10 protein-coding genes, 2 pseudogenes and 1 other annotated feature are annotated in these 15,693 nt (G+C 50.7%); of the genes and pseudogenes, 6 read left to right on the top strand and 6 right to left on the bottom strand.

Annotation, left to right across the window (positions count from 1 at the left end):
- Positions 1–119: 119 nt before the first annotated feature.
- Positions 120–2,261: pseudogene (gene tynA, locus QUF14_RS08945) on the top strand (primary-amine oxidase); the annotation flags it as partial.
- 42 nt (positions 2,262–2,303) lie between these two features.
- Here tynA and QUF14_RS08940 read toward each other — a convergent pair.
- Positions 2,304–3,517, bottom strand: a protein-coding gene (locus tag QUF14_RS08940) for an IS3 family transposase (protein ID WP_371829233.1) whose coding sequence is annotated in 2 segments (ribosomal slippage) — positions 2,304–3,229 and positions 3,229–3,517 — 1,215 coding nt in all. Because the reading frame shifts where the segments join, the coding sequence is not laid out codon by codon here.
- Positions 3,120–3,236, bottom strand: a sequence feature (AL1L pseudoknot). (Overlaps the previous gene by 117 nt.)
- Positions 3,518–3,571: 54 nt before the next feature.
- Between QUF14_RS08940 and QUF14_RS29010 the strand changes: the two are divergent.
- Positions 3,572–3,706 (top strand): annotated as a pseudogene (locus tag QUF14_RS29010) (copper amine oxidase); the annotation flags it as partial.
- A 58-nt stretch (positions 3,707–3,764) separates the two neighbouring features.
- On the opposite strand, the gene feaB reads toward QUF14_RS29010, so the two are convergent.
- Positions 3,765–5,264, bottom strand: a complete 1,500-nt coding sequence (gene feaB / locus QUF14_RS08930; protein ID WP_000138637.1) for a phenylacetaldehyde dehydrogenase — start codon at positions 5,262–5,264, stop codon at positions 3,765–3,767.
- A 235-nt stretch (positions 5,265–5,499) separates the two neighbouring features.
- Here feaB and feaR point away from each other — a divergent pair, with 235 nt between their 5' ends.
- A complete protein-coding gene (feaR, locus tag QUF14_RS08925; RefSeq protein WP_001067512.1) occupies positions 5,500–6,405 on the top strand; it encodes a transcriptional regulator FeaR in 906 nt (301 codons plus the stop codon).
- 171 nt (positions 6,406–6,576) lie between these two features.
- Here the strand turns inward: feaR and QUF14_RS08920 are convergent, their stop codons facing one another.
- From QUF14_RS08920 to QUF14_RS08910, 3 genes are read right to left on the bottom strand one after another with little or no spacing between them, the layout of a single operon-like run.
- Positions 6,577–6,903 (bottom strand): YdbL family probable chaperone protein, encoded by a 327-nt coding sequence (locus tag QUF14_RS08920; RefSeq protein ID WP_001306533.1) that lies wholly within the window; start codon positions 6,901–6,903, stop codon positions 6,577–6,579.
- A 7-nt stretch (positions 6,904–6,910) separates the two neighbouring features.
- Positions 6,911–7,096 carry a YnbE family lipoprotein gene (locus tag QUF14_RS08915; protein WP_000698145.1) on the bottom strand — a complete coding sequence of 62 codons (186 nt, stop codon included), beginning with the start codon at positions 7,094–7,096 and terminating at the stop codon, positions 6,911–6,913.
- Entirely contained in the window at positions 7,093–9,732 is a 2,640-nt protein-coding gene (locus QUF14_RS08910; RefSeq protein WP_000900930.1) for a YdbH family protein, read from the bottom strand. The genes QUF14_RS08915 and QUF14_RS08910 overlap by 4 nt, the downstream gene beginning before the upstream one ends.
- A gap of 207 nt (positions 9,733–9,939) precedes the next feature.
- Here QUF14_RS08910 and ldhA point away from each other — a divergent pair, with 207 nt between their 5' ends.
- Together ldhA and hslJ are read left to right on the top strand one after the other, a co-directional pair.
- The gene (gene ldhA / locus QUF14_RS08905; RefSeq protein WP_000762229.1) at positions 9,940–10,929 is read left to right on the top strand and encodes a D-lactate dehydrogenase; all 990 of its coding nucleotides are present in this window, start codon (positions 9,940–9,942) and stop codon (positions 10,927–10,929) included.
- A gap of 110 nt (positions 10,930–11,039) precedes the next feature.
- Positions 11,040–11,462, top strand: a complete 423-nt coding sequence (gene hslJ / locus QUF14_RS08900; protein ID WP_001309480.1) for a heat shock protein HslJ — start codon at positions 11,040–11,042, stop codon at positions 11,460–11,462.
- Here the strand turns inward: hslJ and QUF14_RS08895 are convergent.
- On the bottom strand, positions 11,459–11,725 hold the full coding sequence (locus QUF14_RS08895; protein ID WP_001295715.1) for a putative hemolysin: 267 nt from the start codon (positions 11,723–11,725) through the stop codon (positions 11,459–11,461). The two genes, hslJ and QUF14_RS08895, sit on opposite strands and share 4 nt — an antisense overlap.
- A 273-nt stretch (positions 11,726–11,998) precedes the next feature.
- Between QUF14_RS08895 and nifJ the strand changes: the two genes are divergently transcribed.
- Complete coding sequence (nifJ, locus tag QUF14_RS08890) at positions 11,999–15,523, top strand: pyruvate:ferredoxin (flavodoxin) oxidoreductase (protein WP_000628263.1); 3,525 nt, start codon at positions 11,999–12,001, stop codon at positions 15,521–15,523.
- Positions 15,524–15,693 lie beyond the last annotated feature (170 nt).

Here is a 15,693-nt window from a genome sequence, read left to right as displayed (position 1 = left end):
CCAAACAACCTGGCAGGTGCAGGCAATCCCCTTTACATCAGTACTGATAATGTGAACCTGACTAAACCGCCCACAGAGCGCGGTTGCTAAGAAGAACACAACATCTGACGAGGTTAATAATGGGAAGTCCCTCTCTGTATTCTGCCCGTAAAACAGCCCAGGCGTTGGCAGTCGCCTTAAGTTTCGCCTGGCAAGCACCGGTATTTGCCCACGGTGGTGAAGCGCATATGGTGCCAATGGATGAAACGCTTAAAGAATTTGGTGCCGATGTGCAGTGGGACGACTACGCACAGATCTTTACGCTGATAAAAGATGGCGCGTACGTGAAAGTGAAGCCTGGTGCGCAAACAGCAATTGTTAACGGTCAGCCTCTGGCACTGCAAGTGCCGGTAGTGATGAAAGACAATAAAGCCTGGGTTTCTGACACCTTTATTAACGATGTTTTCCAGTCCGGGCTGGATCAAACCTTTCAGGTAGAAAAGCGCCCTCACCCACTTAATGCGCTAACTGCGAACGAAATTAAACAGGCCGTTGAAATTGTTAAAGCTTCCGCGGACTTCAAACCCAATACCCGTTTTACTGAGATCTCCCTGCTACCGCCAGATAAAGAAGCTGTCTGGGCTTTTGCGCTGGAAAACAAACCGGTTGACCAGCCACGCAAAGCCGACGTCATTATGCTCGACGGCAAACATATCATTGAAGCGGTGGTGGATCTGCAAAACAACAAACTGCTCTCCTGGCAACCAATTAAAGATGCCCACGGTATGGTGTTGCTGGATGATTTCGCCAGTGTGCAGAACATTATTAACAACAGTGAAGAATTTGCCGCTGCCGTGAAGAAGCGCGGTATTACTGATGCGAAGAAAGTGATTACCACGCCGCTGACCGTAGGTTATTTCGATGGTAAAGATGGTCTGAAACAAGATGCCCGGTTGCTCAAAGTCATCAGCTATCTTGATGTCGGTGATGGGAACTACTGGGCACATCCCATCGAAAACCTGGTGGCAGTCGTGGATGTAGAACAGAAAAAAATCATTAAGATTGAAGAAGGTCCGGTAGTTCCGGTGCCAATGACCGCACGCCCATTTGATGGCCGTGACCGCGTTGCTCCGGCAGTTAAGCCTATGCAAATCATCGAGCCTGAAGGTAAAAATTACACCATTACTGGCGATATGATTCACTGGCGTAACAGGGATTTTCACCTCAGCATGAACTCTCGCGTCGGACCGATGATCTCCACCGTGACTTATAACGACAATGGCACCAAACGCAAAGTCATGTACGAAGGTTCTCTCGGCGGCATGATTGTGCCTTACGGTGATCCTGATATTGGCTGGTACTTTAAAGCGTATCTGGATTCTGGTGACTACGGTATGGGCACGCTAACCTCGCCAATTGCACGTGGCAAAGATGCACCCTCTAACGCTGTACTCCTCAATGAAACCATCGCCGACTACACTGGCGTGCCGATGGAGATCCCTCGCGCTATCGCGGTATTTGAACGTTATGCCGGGCCTGAGTATAAGCATCAGGAAATGGGCCAGCCCAACGTCAGTACCGAACGCCGGGAGTTGGTGGTGCGCTGGATCAGTACAGTGGGTAACTATGACTACATTTTTGATTGGATCTTCCATGAAAACGGCACTATTGGCATTGATGCCGGTGCTACGGGCATCGAAGCGGTGAAAGGTGTTAAAGCGAAAACCATGCACGATGAGACGGCGAAAGATGACACGCGCTATGGCACGCTTATCGATCACAATATCGTGGGTACTACACACCAACATATTTATAATTTCCGCCTCGATCTGGATGTAGATGGCGAGAATAACAGCCTGGTGGCGATGGACCCGGTGGTAAAACCGAATACTGCCGGTGGCCCACGCACCAGTACCATGCAAGTTAATCAGTACAACATCGGCAATGAACAGGATGCCGCGCATAAGTTTGATCCGGGCACGATTCGTCTGTTGAGTAACCCGAACAAAGAGAATCGCATGGGCAATCCGGTTTCCTATCAAATTATTCCTTATGCAGGGGGTACTCACCCGGTAGCAAAAGGTGCCCAGTTCGCCCCGGACGAGTGGATCTATCATCGTTTAAGCTTTATGGACAAGCAGCTTTGGGTAACGCGTTATCACCCTGGCGAGCGTTTCCCGGAAGGCAAATACCCGAACCGTTCCACTCATGACACCGGTCTTGGACAATACAGTAAGGATAACGAGTCGCTGGACAACACCGACGCCGTTGTCTGGATGACCTGAACCGCCCCGGGTTTCCTGGAGAGTGTTTTATCTGTGAACTCAGGCTGCCAGATCATTGTTTCCGATGGAAGCATAATAAGCTTTTTCTGCTTCTGCCGGAGGAGTATGGCCCAGCCTTCCCAGCAATCGTCGATTGTTATACCAGTCCACCCACGTTAGTGTGGCCAGTTCCACTTCTGCACGGTTTTTCCAGCTCTTACGGTGTATTACCTCCGCTTTGTAAAGACCATTGATGCTCTCAGCCATCGCGTTGTCATACGAGTCGCCTGTACTCCCTGTTGATGCCAGTAATCCGGCTTCTTTTAGTCGCTCCGTATAGGCCAGTGACACATACTGAGAGCCTTTATCGCTGTGATGGATGGTGCCAGACGGACGACGGGCCCACAACGCCTGCTCCAGCGCATCCAGCACGAATGTCGTTTCCATAGACGATGAGACCCGCCACCCCACGATGTATCCGGCAAACACATCAATGATAAACGCCACATAGACGAAGCCCTGCCATGTGCTGACGTAAGTAAAATCAGCCACCCACAGCTGGTCAGGACGTTCTGCCACGAACTGACGGTTTACGCGGTCACCTGTGGCAACGGTTTTCCGGCTGACGGTAGTGCGGACCTTTTTACCCCGGAGAACACCGGCAAGTCCCATAACCGCCATGAGGCGCGCCACTGTACATCTGGCCACCCTGATTCCTTCCCGTAACAACTGACGCCAGACTTTACGCACACCGTACACCTGATGATTTTCATCGTATACGCGCTGTATCTCTCTCTTCAGCCAGTCATCGTGCTGCGCACGGGCACTGCGTTTATCCGGATGATGTCGCTGTTGCTGACAATGGTAATACGTTGACGGGGCAATATGCAGTTCGCTGCATACCGGTCCGACCCCGTACTGCTCACGCAGCTTATCCAGCAGTGGCATCATTTTTTCCAGAGGCGGTCGAACTCCGCCTTCGCAAAATAAGCGGAAGCCTGGCGAAGGATATCGTTACTGCGGCGCAGTTCACGATTTTCACGTTCCAGCTCTTTCAGACGCTGACGTTCAGCGCTGGTGAGCCCACCATCACCGCCCCCGGTATCCCGCTCATGCTGGCGAACCCAGACACGCAGAGTCTCCGGCGTACAGCCAATCTTTGGGGCAATGGAACAAATTGCCGCCCACTGTGAGTCATATTCATCCTGACTTTCCAGAACCATACGAATCGCCCGCTGACGGACTTCGGGGGAAAAACGAGTATTTTTAGTCATCCTGTTTACCTCTTTCTCAGGGAGTTTAGTCTCCAGGATTTCCGGGGCGGTTCAACCACCGGCACCACGCATGTGGCCCGTGCCGAAGAGTGGCCGATTATGCCGACCGAATGGGTACATACTCTGCTTAAACCATGGAACTTCTTTGACGAAACGCCAACGCTAGGGGCGATAAAGAAAGATAAGTGATTGTTTCAGACTAAAAAAACGGCACCAGGTGCCGTTTTTTACTTATGCGCGAACCAGATTAATACCGTACACACACCGACTTAGTTTCACACCAACCGTCCAGCCAGTCCGGGCCAAAATCACGGCCTGTTCCTGACTGCTTCATCCCACCAAACGGTAAGTTAGCGTCAATTAAGGTATGACTGTTTACCCACACCGTCCCTGCCTGTAAGCGATCGCTATATTCCAGAGCCTGGGAGAGATTTTGCGTCCAGACGCTGGCAGTTAAGCCATATTCCGTGTCGTTTGCCAGTTGTAACGCCTCTTCTCCATCCGCTACTCGCACCAGGTTTACCACCGGACCAAACACCTCTTCACGAGTTAAACGCAATTTAGCATCGGGATTTACCACCAGCGTTGGCGCAACATAATACCCCTCTCCGGCTGGTCCATTCGACCCGCGAATCAGCTCTGCTTGCTGTGCCTGCGCATCGTCGAGGAATGAACACACTTTGTCGCAGTGCGCACGAGAAACCAAAGGGTTAATCTGTGCAACAGGTGACATCCCCGGTCCCACTTGCAACGATTTTACCGCCTGCTCAAATCCACTAACCATCGTGTCAAACAACGGCGCTTCAATATAAATTCGCGAACTGGCGGCGCATACTTGCCCCTGATTCAGGAAGCTTCCGGTCATCAAGCCTTCAATCACCCATTGCGGATCAGCATCTTTTAATACAATTGCCGGGTTTTTACCGCCCAGTTCCAGCGTTACACGCGTTAAGCGATCAGCAGCAGTTCTGGCAATACCTTTGCCCGTCGCGGTTGAACCGGTAAAACTGATTTTCGCGACATGAGGATGTGACGTCAGGGCCGCGCCGCATACAGCACCTGACCCGGTGACCACATTAAAAACGCCATCAGGAATACCTGCCTCGCTGGCCAGTTCCGCCACGCGCAACATAGTCAGTGGCGTGGTTTCCGATGGCTTAATCACGATTGAACAGCCTGCTGCCAGTGCTGGCATCACCTTCCACATGCCAATCATCAACGGGAAGTTCCATGGCACAATTCCCGCGACCACGCCAACCGGCTCTTTACGTGTCCAGGCCTGATAGCGCGCCCCCTGGGGTAAGGGAATCGACAAGTCCAGCGTCTTACCCGCGATTTTGGTCGTTAACCCGGCGGTATAGCGCATCCAGTTCAGCGTACAGCCCACTTCAAAAGCACGGGAAATGGCAATTGACTTGCCTTGCTCCAGGGTTTCCAGCTGTGCCAGCTCCTCACTGTGCTGCTCCACCAGATCGGCAAAACGTAGCAGGATACGTTCACGCTCTGCGGGTAATCGCCCGGCCCAGCGACGCGCGACAAAGGCCCGCCAGGCAGACATGACCGCGTTATCTACATCCGCTTCGTTGGCATCAACAGTTGACGCAATTTCTTGCCCGGTTGCCGGATTAAAGATCGCCAACCGTTTTTCACTTTGTGCGGGGCCAGGACGACCATCAATATAAAGACCGTGTTGACGATCGAGAAACTGTTGGACCTGGCTTAATACTGCTACATGCGGCTCTGTCATCACTTTTCCTTATCATTTACCCAGTGTGATTTCAGTGTACGCAGCGACAAGAAAAGTCACTTTTTTCGCTGTGACATTCGCTTTGTCAGCTGTGACAAGCTCCGCAAATCGTGACAATAACCGCTTATGTCTCTATGCCTGACAAGACTTATTTCCTATAGTCAGGCTCATGAGCTTCGATTATCGCAACACAAATGCAACAATAAAAATACATTTCACAGAGCGAAAACGTGCCATGAACCCCGCAGTGGATAATGAGTTTCAGCAATGGCTTTCCCAAATCAATCAGGTATGCGGAAATTTTACCGGACGCCTGCTGACTGAGCGTTACACGGGTGTACTGGATACGCATTTTGCCAAAGGACTAAAGCTGAGTACCGTGACAACCAACGGGGTGAATTTATCCCGCACCTGGCAGGAAATAAAAGGCAGCGACGATGCCTGGTTTTACACCGTTTTTCAGCTTAGTGGTCAGGCAATAATGGAGCAGGATGAGCGTCAGGTGCAGATTGGCGCTGGCGATATTACGTTACTCGATGCCTCACGCCCCTGTTCGCTTTACTGGCAGGAGTCTTCTAAACAGATTTCATTACTTTTACCACGCACTCTGCTGGAACAATATTTTCCCCATCAAAAACCTGTCTGCGCAGAAAGGCTGGACGCTGACTTACCTATGGTGCAACTCAGTCATCGCCTGTTGCAGGAGAGCATGAATAACCCGGCACTTTCTGAAACAGAAAGTGAAGCTGCGCTACAGGCGATGGTGTGTCTGCTTCGCCCGGTACTTCATCAGCGGGAATCTGTTCAACCTCGCCGTGAACGTCAGTTTCAAAAAGTGGTTACGTTGATAGACGATAATATTCGCGAAGAGATATTACGCCCGGAGTGGATAGCCGGAGAGACAGGTATGTCAGTACGTAGTTTGTACCGAATGTTTGCCGATAAAGGTTTGGTGGTCGCGCAATATATTCGTAACCGTCGTCTCGATTTTTGTGCTGATGCGATTCGCCATGCCGCAGATGATGAAAAACTGGCAGGCATTGGCTTTCATTGGGGATTTTCCGACCAGAGTCATTTTTCAACGGTATTTAAGCAACGCTTTGGGATGACGCCAGGCGAGTATCGACGTAAATTCCGCTAACTAATTCGCGTTGCATGTACAGCAACGCGAATTAGTTAAAACAGATATTTGACTATGCATTTTTCAGGGCGAAAGGCAATTTGACAGGAATTTTTGAATATTCACCTTGTTTCCGGAAAATAGAATAATCGCCTTCTCCTGTAGCGTTATCCCGATATTGCGGTTTTGCTATTAAAATTTTCGCACCCATTTACCGTTTATCCCTTGTACATATTCCCCCGGTTTAGCCCGAGCTACGAGCTTTTGCCCGGCGAGTTTCGCGATATCATCTACCGAGACATTATTTTGCTTTGCCAGTTGTTGATAGCTCGCTTTACGTTCGGCATTAATGTCGTTTACTAATTTCTCTGTTTCAGCATCTGTTTTCAGCGCAACCAGATAACCATAAAATGTTTCACCTACCCGCCCCTGAGTTCTGGCTTCATCCAGAGTCAATGCCATTACATTGCTGCTTACCAGCCCAACAAGAAACGCACAAAGAAGTAATGTTTTCTTCATCATCGCCTCAGAAAAGATCGCTACGAGTTTCAAGCAGCTCTTCGACATCTTTGTCTGCCTTGATGATGATCTCATGCTCAATTTTAACGTTCATATTGATAGTGATCGGTTCCTTAGGTGCAGCGACTTCAATGCGAGGCGTACAGCCAACCAGCATAAAAGATGACGTCAACGCAGCCAGTAAAATTTTCATTGTTTTTCCTCACACCTTTTTCCTTGCGGACAGCCATTTTCCGGCAGACGCGCGTTCTGCTCCAACCATGCCTGGAGATTATCGCCAAAGCGTAAACTGCGCCACAGCGTAAAAATATTCTCTTCATGATGGTAATTAAGATTTACCGTACCACTTTTACCGTCGACGCGACTGGTACCTGTAATATTGGCCTGCATGGTTAACACACCGAGATTATCTAAATTAATTTTTGTCGATGAACGGCTAATTTCCATATAGCGCAACCAGTTAATCGCAGAACCCGCGGTCATATTGTCTTTCACCACCGCATCTGCGGTGTCTTTATCCAGCCGCAAGGTCATTGGTCCGCTATTTGCCAGCCAGCCGTCTTTAACTATCCATTTTTCATTGTTCAGCCATAAAGGCAATGCCCCACTAAATGCCCCGGACATGGCGAATTGTTTCGGATTGACGGCGCTAACCAGTTCGCTGGATGAGAGATTATTCAGCCGCAACAGCGCCGGGTCATGTTGCGGCATGCGTAATTGTTTCATCAGCACGTTACCGCCTAACACATCGACGCTAACATCGGTCAACAACAATGGTTCGTCTTCACTCCACGGATAACGCCCTTGCAAATCAGCCGTAATATTTTTCGCTGTCACCAGATTAATCACTTCGGCAATTCGCAACGTAACGGGGCCGCGAGTCCCCAGATGCCAGGCTCCATCGGCAAAACGGAAAGGCAGGACAAAATCGACACCGTTAACCTGATTATCTGGCATCCAGGCACTACCGCCTTTCAACACACCGTGCCCTCCCGCGCGGAATCCTTGTTCAGGCGCAGCAGAAAATGCGACCTGGGCATATAGTTCGCCATCGCGTAAGTTCATCTTCCAGTCGGGTGGCACCAGCGGCTGGAATACGGTCAGTGATTGTTTAGGCCACCAGGCGTTACCGCGCAGACGAATACCGTCCCAGCGACCATTTACCCGAACCGGGCCAATCTCACCAGCATGTAAATCGCCTTTAAAGAGGAAATACGTCGGATCGCGTCCATCGACGCTAAATTTTAAGGTTGATGACGGTAACACACTGCCGCCAGTGAACAGCGTTTGCCCGGCGTCCAGTGACAGCGAGCCGCTAAAGGAGGGATGCTGTGGGTCACGTACCCAGACGACGGGCTTGTCGAGAATTAATCGCGGCTTTTCTACCGTCATCGTACCGTATTGTAACTGGTCGAAACCGGTTGAGAGATCGGTCAGCGTAATCGTGCTGTCATGCCACTCACCTTTTCCTGCGACATCCCAGGTGGCATTCATCGGTGTAAAACTCCCTTTTCCCCAGTAGCGCCACTGCCAGCGGCCAGCGTCAGGGAGAAAATCATTCGCCAGCCCATCCATATGCAGTACGAAATCGCCCAGTTCATTTTCATGCGCCTGCAAAATGGCCTGCAAACGTCCGTCAACACCACGTTGGGTGACTTTTACACCCGCTAAAGGCCAGCGGATTTCATCGATGTCCAGCGAATCGATGACTCTTCCCTTCGAACGTAATAACGCGCCTGGCTCAAAGGCCAGCATTGGGTCAGTCAGACTTCCGCTTAGCTGCGCAGGTAAACGGGCATATAAAATGAGGTCCGCCTGTTTCGCTTCACCGGTCAGTTGCAAAGGCAGCTGGCTGTTATCCATACTTAATTTTCCTGGGCCAAAATTAAGCACCGCGTTGCCCTTACCCGCTTGCCCCTGGGTCAGCACACTCAGTCGTCCGCTGACCAGAGCATTCTCAAGCCCTGCCTGCCAGTTGTCGACTTTGACACCCAGTCGTCCACTCAAAGGAAAACCTGCATACGGCCAGCTCCAGCGACCATCGCTTACGGTCAATTGTTGGCGAGTAATTTGCCACGGCAGATCGAGCAACGGATCGCCGTTATCCCGTGCCAGCACAATCAATTGCCCGCTATTTTCCTGCCAGTCCAGCTCGGCATCCACCAGTGAAGGCTCCTGCGGCAAGTTTAACGTCGCAGTAGCATGACCACTTACAGGAAGTCCATCCGGCACTAGCGGCATAGTAAATTCCCCCACCAGTTTAACTGGCGGCTGATTTTCAAACGCGACGACATCCAGTTCGCTGACTGTAAGTTGTTGCCCTTTCAGCTGGCCTTGAAATTTAACTTTTTCGCCCTGATAACGCAGTTGCTGGATATCGGAGTTTAATGCGAGAGAGAGTTTTCCCTGCCATTCCTGCCAGGGAGAAAAAATCAGTTTATCGATATTGATCCAGGTGTTAGGCAACATGGCCTGCCACTGCGCGAGGGTTTTTGGAGCGGCTGGCGATTGCTCCGTCTGCGGCAATTTCGCCAGACAAGCAGAATCAAGTTCTACCGTGCCGACGTTCAATAACCAGCGGCTGGGATGAGAAAGGCTGGCGTTTGTGATATGTGCAAGCTGACAATCGCCCACCAGATAACGGAGATCGGGAATGATTAAACCTTTACGCGTAATGCGTGGGCTTTCATCTAAAGCAATACGTGTCCCGAGCGGTAGCCAGATGCCCGCCAGCGTGGGAACCCACAAGCCGAGCGTCATCAGCAGCGTCAACGGCACAAGAATAATCAGTAATAACAGCGCGAGAACGGCTTTATATTTACCCAGCATGGGTAGTTAATATCCTGATTTAGCGAAAAATTAAGCATTCAATACGGGTATTGTGGCATGTTTAACCGTTCAGTTGAAGGTTGCGTCTACACTAAGCATAGTTGTTGATGAATTTTTCAATATCGCCATAGCTTTCAATTATATTTTATATTTTGTAAAATATTTTTAGTAGCTTAAATGTGATTCAACATCACTGGAGAAAGTCTTATGAAACTCGCCGTATATAGCACAAAACAGTACGACAAGAAGTACCTGCAACAGGTGAACGAGTCCTTTGGCTTTGAGCTGGAATTTTTTGACTTTCTGCTGACGGAAAAAACCGCTAAAACCGCCAATGGCTGCGAAGCGGTATGTATTTTCGTAAACGATGACGGCAGCCGCCCAGTGCTGGAAGAGCTGAAAAAACACGGTGTTAAATATATCGCCCTGCGCTGTGCAGGCTTCAATAACGTCGACCTTGACGCAGCAAAAGAACTGGGGCTGAAAGTAGTCCGTGTTCCAGCCTATGATCCAGAAGCCGTTGCTGAACACGCCATCGGTATGATGATGACGCTGAACCGCCGTATCCACCGCGCGTATCAGCGTACGCGTGACGCCAACTTCTCTCTGGAAGGTCTGACCGGCTTTACCATGTATGGCAAAACGGCAGGCGTTATCGGTACTGGTAAAATCGGTGTGGCGATGCTGCGCATTCTCAAAGGTTTTGGTATGCGTCTGCTGGCGTTCGATCCGTACCCAAGTGCGGCGGCGCTGGAGCTCGGCGTGGAGTATGTCGATCTGCCAACCCTGTTCTCTGAATCAGACGTTATCTCTCTGCACTGCCCGCTGACACCGGAAAACTACCATCTGTTGAACGAAGCCGCCTTCGATCAGATGAAAAATGGCGTGATGATCGTCAATACCAGTCGCGGTGCATTGATTGATTCTCAGGCGGCAATTGAAGCGCTGAAAAATCAGAAAATTGGTTCGTTGGGTATGGACGTGTATGAAAACGAACGCGATCTGTTCTTTGAAGATAAATCCAACGACGTAATTCAGGATGACGTATTCCGTCGCCTGTCTGCCTGCCACAACGTGCTGTTTACCGGGCATCAGGCATTCCTGACAGCAGAAGCGCTGACCAGTATTTCCCAAACTACCCTGCAAAACTTAAGCAATCTGGAAAAAGGCGAAACCTGCCCGAACGAACTGGTTTAATTTTGCCGCTCCCCTGTACGCCAGGGGAGCTTATTCAGATAATCCCCAAAGATATTTCATCCTCTATTCTTAAAATATTCCTCAGTCAGAAACCGTAATTGAGAACCACAATGAAGAAAGTAGCCGCGCTTGTTGCGCTAAGCCTGCTGATGGCGGGATGTGTAAGTAATGACAAAATTGCTGTAACCCCAGAACAGCTACAGCATCATCGCTTTGTGCTGGAAAGCGTAAACGGTAAGCCCGTGACCAGCGATAAAAACCCGCCAGAAATCAGCTTTGGTGAAAAGATGATGATTTCCGGCAGCATGTGTAACCGCTTTAGCGGTGAAGGCAAACTGTCTAATGGTGAACTGACAGCCAAAGGGCTGGCAATGACCCGTATGATGTGCGCTAACCCGCAGCTTAATGAACTCGATAACACCATTAGCGAAATGCTGAAAGAAGGTGCACAAGTGGATCTGACCGCGAACCAGTTAACGCTGGCGACCGCGAAACAGACATTAACTTATAAGCTGGCGGATTTAATGAATTAATAGCTGCCACAGCTCCCGGCGGCAAGTGACTGTTCGCTACAGCGTTTGCCGTTGGGTAATGCACACATCCCAATCGCCGTACCATCCAGTTGACGGGCAACAGAAAGCGAACCGCCGATCATTGCACAATTTGCTTCTCCACTACTGGACATCGACGCTTTTAAACCTGGCGCTACGTGCGCCGCAGTCGCCTGCTGAACAGGTTCACTACTACACGCCGACAATAATAAAGCGGCACACCCTACCCAAAACGCTGCTCGCATCTTTTCTTCCTCTGATCTTCAAGCCAAACGACACCGCCATAAATAATAGGCAGCACAGAGGGCGGCGTCGAGAGCTGTCCTGCGCGTTGCCCCGCATTTTTACTTTTTTATGGCTATTTTTTTGCCCTCTGTTTGATCAAAACATTCATTACGCTGATGTAGGGGACACAAAAGCGAAAATGCAGAAGAAAGCCATTTGCTAAAATTGAAAGATAACTACTGGGCGCGCAGCAATTTCGTGCGCCCCTCATTTGCGCAATGTAAGGGTGTCATATGATTACTATTGACGGTAATGGCGCGGTTGCTTCGGTGGCGTATCGCACCAGTGAAGTTATCGCCATCTACCCTATTACCCCCAGTTCCACGATGGCAGAACAGGCTGATGCATGGGCCGGAAACGGCTTGAAAAACGTTTGGGGAGACACACCACGCGTGGTTGAAATGCAGTCGGAAGCGGGTGCTATCGCTACCGTGCATGGTGCTTTGCAAACTGGCGCCCTCTCAACATCGTTTACGTCATCGCAGGGTTTGCTGCTGATGATCCCAACGCTGTACAAACTGGCAGGCGAACTGACGCCGTTTGTCCTGCATGTTGCGGCTCGTACCGTTGCCACACATGCACTCTCTATTTTTGGCGATCATTCCGACGTCATGGCAGTGCGCCAGACGGGTTGCGCGATGTTGTGTGCAGCAAACGTCCAGGAGGCGCAAGACTTTGCTCTCATTTCGCACATTGCGACGCTGAAAAGTCGCGTGCCATTTATTCATTTCTTTGATGGTTTCCGCACCTCCCACGAGATCAATAAAATTGTCCCGCTGGCCGATGACACTATTCTTGAACTGATGCCGCAGGCAGAAATTGATGCTCATCGCGCCCGTGCACTAAACCCGGAACATCCGGTGATCCGCGGTACGTCCGCCAATCCTGACACTTATTTCCAGTCTCGCGAAGCCACCAACCCATGGTACAACGCAGTCTATGACCATGTTGAACAGGCAATGAATGATTTCGCTGCCGCGACAGGTCGCCATTATCAGCCGTTTGAGTATTACGGGCATCCACAAGCGGAACGGGTGATTATCCTGATGGGCTCTGCCATCGGCACCTGTGAAGAAGTGGTTGATGAATTGCTGACCCGAGGCGAAAAAGTGGGCGTGCTAAAAGTTCGCCTGTACCGCCCCTTCTCCGCCAAACACTTACTGCAAGCATTGCCGGACTCTGTTCGGACAGTGGCGGTGCTGGATCGCACCAAGGAGCCAGGTGCGCAAGCGGAACCCCTGTACCTGGATGTAATGACCACACTGGCTGAAGCCTTTAATAATGGCGAGCGCGAAACCCTGCCCCGTGTCATCGGCGGGCGCTATGGTCTTTCATCCAAAGAATTTGGCCCGGACTGTGTACTGGCGGTATTTGCCGAGCTCAACGCGGCTAAACCGAAAGCGCGCTTTACGGTTGGTATTTACGATGATGTGACCAATCTGTCACTTCCGTTGCCGGAAAACACCCTGCCAAACTCGGCGAAACTGGAAGCCTTGTTTTATGGTCTTGGTAGTGATGGCAGCGTTTCCGCGACCAAAAACAATATCAAAATTATCGGTAATTCCACGCCGTGGTACGCACAGGGCTATTTTGTTTACGACTCCAAAAAGGCAGGCGGCCTGACGGTTTCTCACCTTCGCGTGAGCGAGCAGCCGATTCGTTCCGCTTATCTCATTTCCCAGGCTGATTTTGTTGGCTGTCACCAGTTGCAGTTTATCGACAAATATCAGATGGCTGAACGTTTAAAACCTGGCGGCATTTTCCTGCTCAACACGCCGTACAGCGCAGATGAAGTATGGTCGCGCTTGCCGCAGGAAGTTCAGGCCGTGTTAAACCAGAAAAAAGCGCGCTTCTATGTGATTAACGCGGCGAAAATCGCCCGTGAATGTGGCCTGGCGGCCCGTATTAATACCGTCATGCAGATGGCTTTTTTCCATCTGACGCAAATTCTGCCTGGCGACAGCGCCCTGGCCGAATTGCAGGGCGCGATTGCCAAAAGCTACAGCAGCAAAGGCCAGGATCTGGTGGAACGCAACTGGCAGGCTCTGGCACTGGCGCGTGAATCGGTAGAAGAAGTTCCGCTGCAGCCGGTTAATCCGCACAGCGCCAATCGACCGCCTGTGGTTTCCGATGCTGCTCCTGATTTCGTGAAAACCGTTACCGCTGCGATGCTCGCCGGACTTGGCGATGCTCTCCCCGTTTCGGCGCTGCCGCCAGACGGCACCTGGCCGATGGGTACCACCCGCTGGGAAAAACGCAATATTGCCGAAGAGATCCCCATCTGGAAAGAGGAACTCTGTACCCAATGTAACCACTGCGTTGCCGCTTGCCCACACTCAGCTATTCGCGCCAAAGTAGTGCCGCCTGAAGCAATGGAAAATGCCCCTGCCAGCCTGCATTCGCTGGATGTGAAATCGCGTGATATGCGCGGGCAGAAATATGTCTTGCAGGTGGCACCGGAAGATTGCACCGGTTGTAACCTGTGCGTCGAAGTTTGCCCGGCGAAAGACCGTCAGGATCCAGAGATTAAAGCCATCAATATGATGTCGCGCCTGGAACATGTGGAAGAAGAGAAAATCAATTACGACTTCTTCCTGAATTTACCAGAAATCGATCGCAGCAAACTGGAACGTATTGATATTCGTACATCGCAACTGATTACACCGCTGTTTGAATATTCAGGTGCTTGCTCTGGTTGTGGCGAGACGCCGTATATTAAATTGCTGACTCAGCTCTATGGCGATCGGATGTTGATCGCTAACGCTACGGGTTGTTCTTCAATTTATGGCGGTAACCTGCCCTCTACACCGTATACTACCGATGCCAACGGTCGTGGACCGGCATGGGCGAACTCGCTGTTTGAAGATAACGCCGAATTTGGCCTTGGTTTCCGCCTGACGGTCGATCAACACCGTGTCCGCGTGCTGCGTCTGCTGGATCAATTTGCCGATAAAATCCCGGCGGAATTACTAACTGCGTTGAAATCAGACGCCAAGCCAGAGGTTCGTCGTGAACAGGTTGCAGCTTTACGCCAGCAACTCAACGATGTTGCCGAAGCACATGAACTGCTACGTGATGCAGATGCACTGGTGGAAAAATCAATCTGGCTGATTGGTGGCGATGGCTGGGCTTACGATATCGGCTTTGGCGGTCTGGATCATGTATTGAGTTTGACGGAAAACGTCAACATTCTGGTGCTGGATACGCAATGCTATTCCAACACCGGTGGTCAGGCGTCGAAAGCGACACCGCTGGGTGCAGTAACTAAATTTGGCGAGCACGGCAAACGTAAAGCGCGTAAAGATCTTGGCGTCAGTATGATGATGTACGGTCATGTTTATGTGGCGCAAATTTCTCTCGGCGCGCAGCTCAACCAGACAGTGAAAGCGATTCAGGAAGCAGAAGCGTATCCGGGACCATCGCTGATCATCGCTTATAGCCCGTGTGAAGAGCATGGTTACGATCTGGCACTCAGTCACGACCAGATGCGCCAACTCACTGCCACCGGCTTCTGGCCGCTATATCGCTTCGATCCACGTCGAGCCGATGAAGGCAAACTGCCGCTGGCGCTGGATTCACGCCCGCCGTCAGAAGCACTGGAAGAAACGTTACTTCACGAGCAGCGTTTCCGTCGTCTGAATTCGCAGCAGCCAGAAGTGGCAGAACAGTTATGGAAAGATGCCGCAGCTGATTTGCAAAAACGCTATGACTTCCTGGCACAAATGGCCGGAAAAGCGGAAAAAAGCAACACCGATTAAATGCTCTGGATAAGGATTATCCAATTCTAAAAAAAAGCCCGAACGACTGTTCGGGCTTGTCTTCTTATATGTTGGAAAATCAGTGGCAATGCAATGGCCCAACAGAAAATAAAATCTGTGACAATAAAGGCATATAACCCGCGCAGAATAACGTATAGCAAATTAAAAGT

Origin of the sequence: Escherichia sp. HH091_1A (assembly GCF_030295175.1) — a bacterium.
Lineage (GTDB): Bacteria > Pseudomonadota > Gammaproteobacteria > Enterobacterales > Enterobacteriaceae > Escherichia > Escherichia coli_F.
The sequence above is the reverse complement of the archived record's forward strand: the minus strand, read 5'-3'. Positions and strand labels throughout refer to the sequence as shown.

Coding starts and splice junctions, on each gene's coding strand:
- feaB (WP_000138637.1), bottom strand. CDS start 5,264: ATGACAGAGCCGCATGTAGCAGTATTAAGCCAGGTCCAACAGTTTCTC.
- feaR (WP_001067512.1), top strand. CDS start 5,500: ATGAACCCCGCAGTGGATAATGAGTTTCAGCAATGGCTTTCCCAAATC.
- QUF14_RS08920 (WP_001306533.1), bottom strand. CDS start 6,903: ATGAAGAAAACATTACTTCTTTGTGCGTTTCTTGTTGGGCTGGTAAGC.
- QUF14_RS08915 (WP_000698145.1), bottom strand. CDS start 7,096: ATGAAAATTTTACTGGCTGCGTTGACGTCATCTTTTATGCTGGTTGGC.
- QUF14_RS08910 (WP_000900930.1), bottom strand. CDS start 9,732: ATGCTGGGTAAATATAAAGCCGTTCTCGCGCTGTTATTACTGATTATT.
- ldhA (WP_000762229.1), top strand. CDS start 9,940: ATGAAACTCGCCGTATATAGCACAAAACAGTACGACAAGAAGTACCTG.
- hslJ (WP_001309480.1), top strand. CDS start 11,040: ATGAAGAAAGTAGCCGCGCTTGTTGCGCTAAGCCTGCTGATGGCGGGA.
- QUF14_RS08895 (WP_001295715.1), bottom strand. CDS start 11,725: ATGCGAGCAGCGTTTTGGGTAGGGTGTGCCGCTTTATTATTGTCGGCG.
- nifJ (WP_000628263.1), top strand. CDS start 11,999: ATGATTACTATTGACGGTAATGGCGCGGTTGCTTCGGTGGCGTATCGC.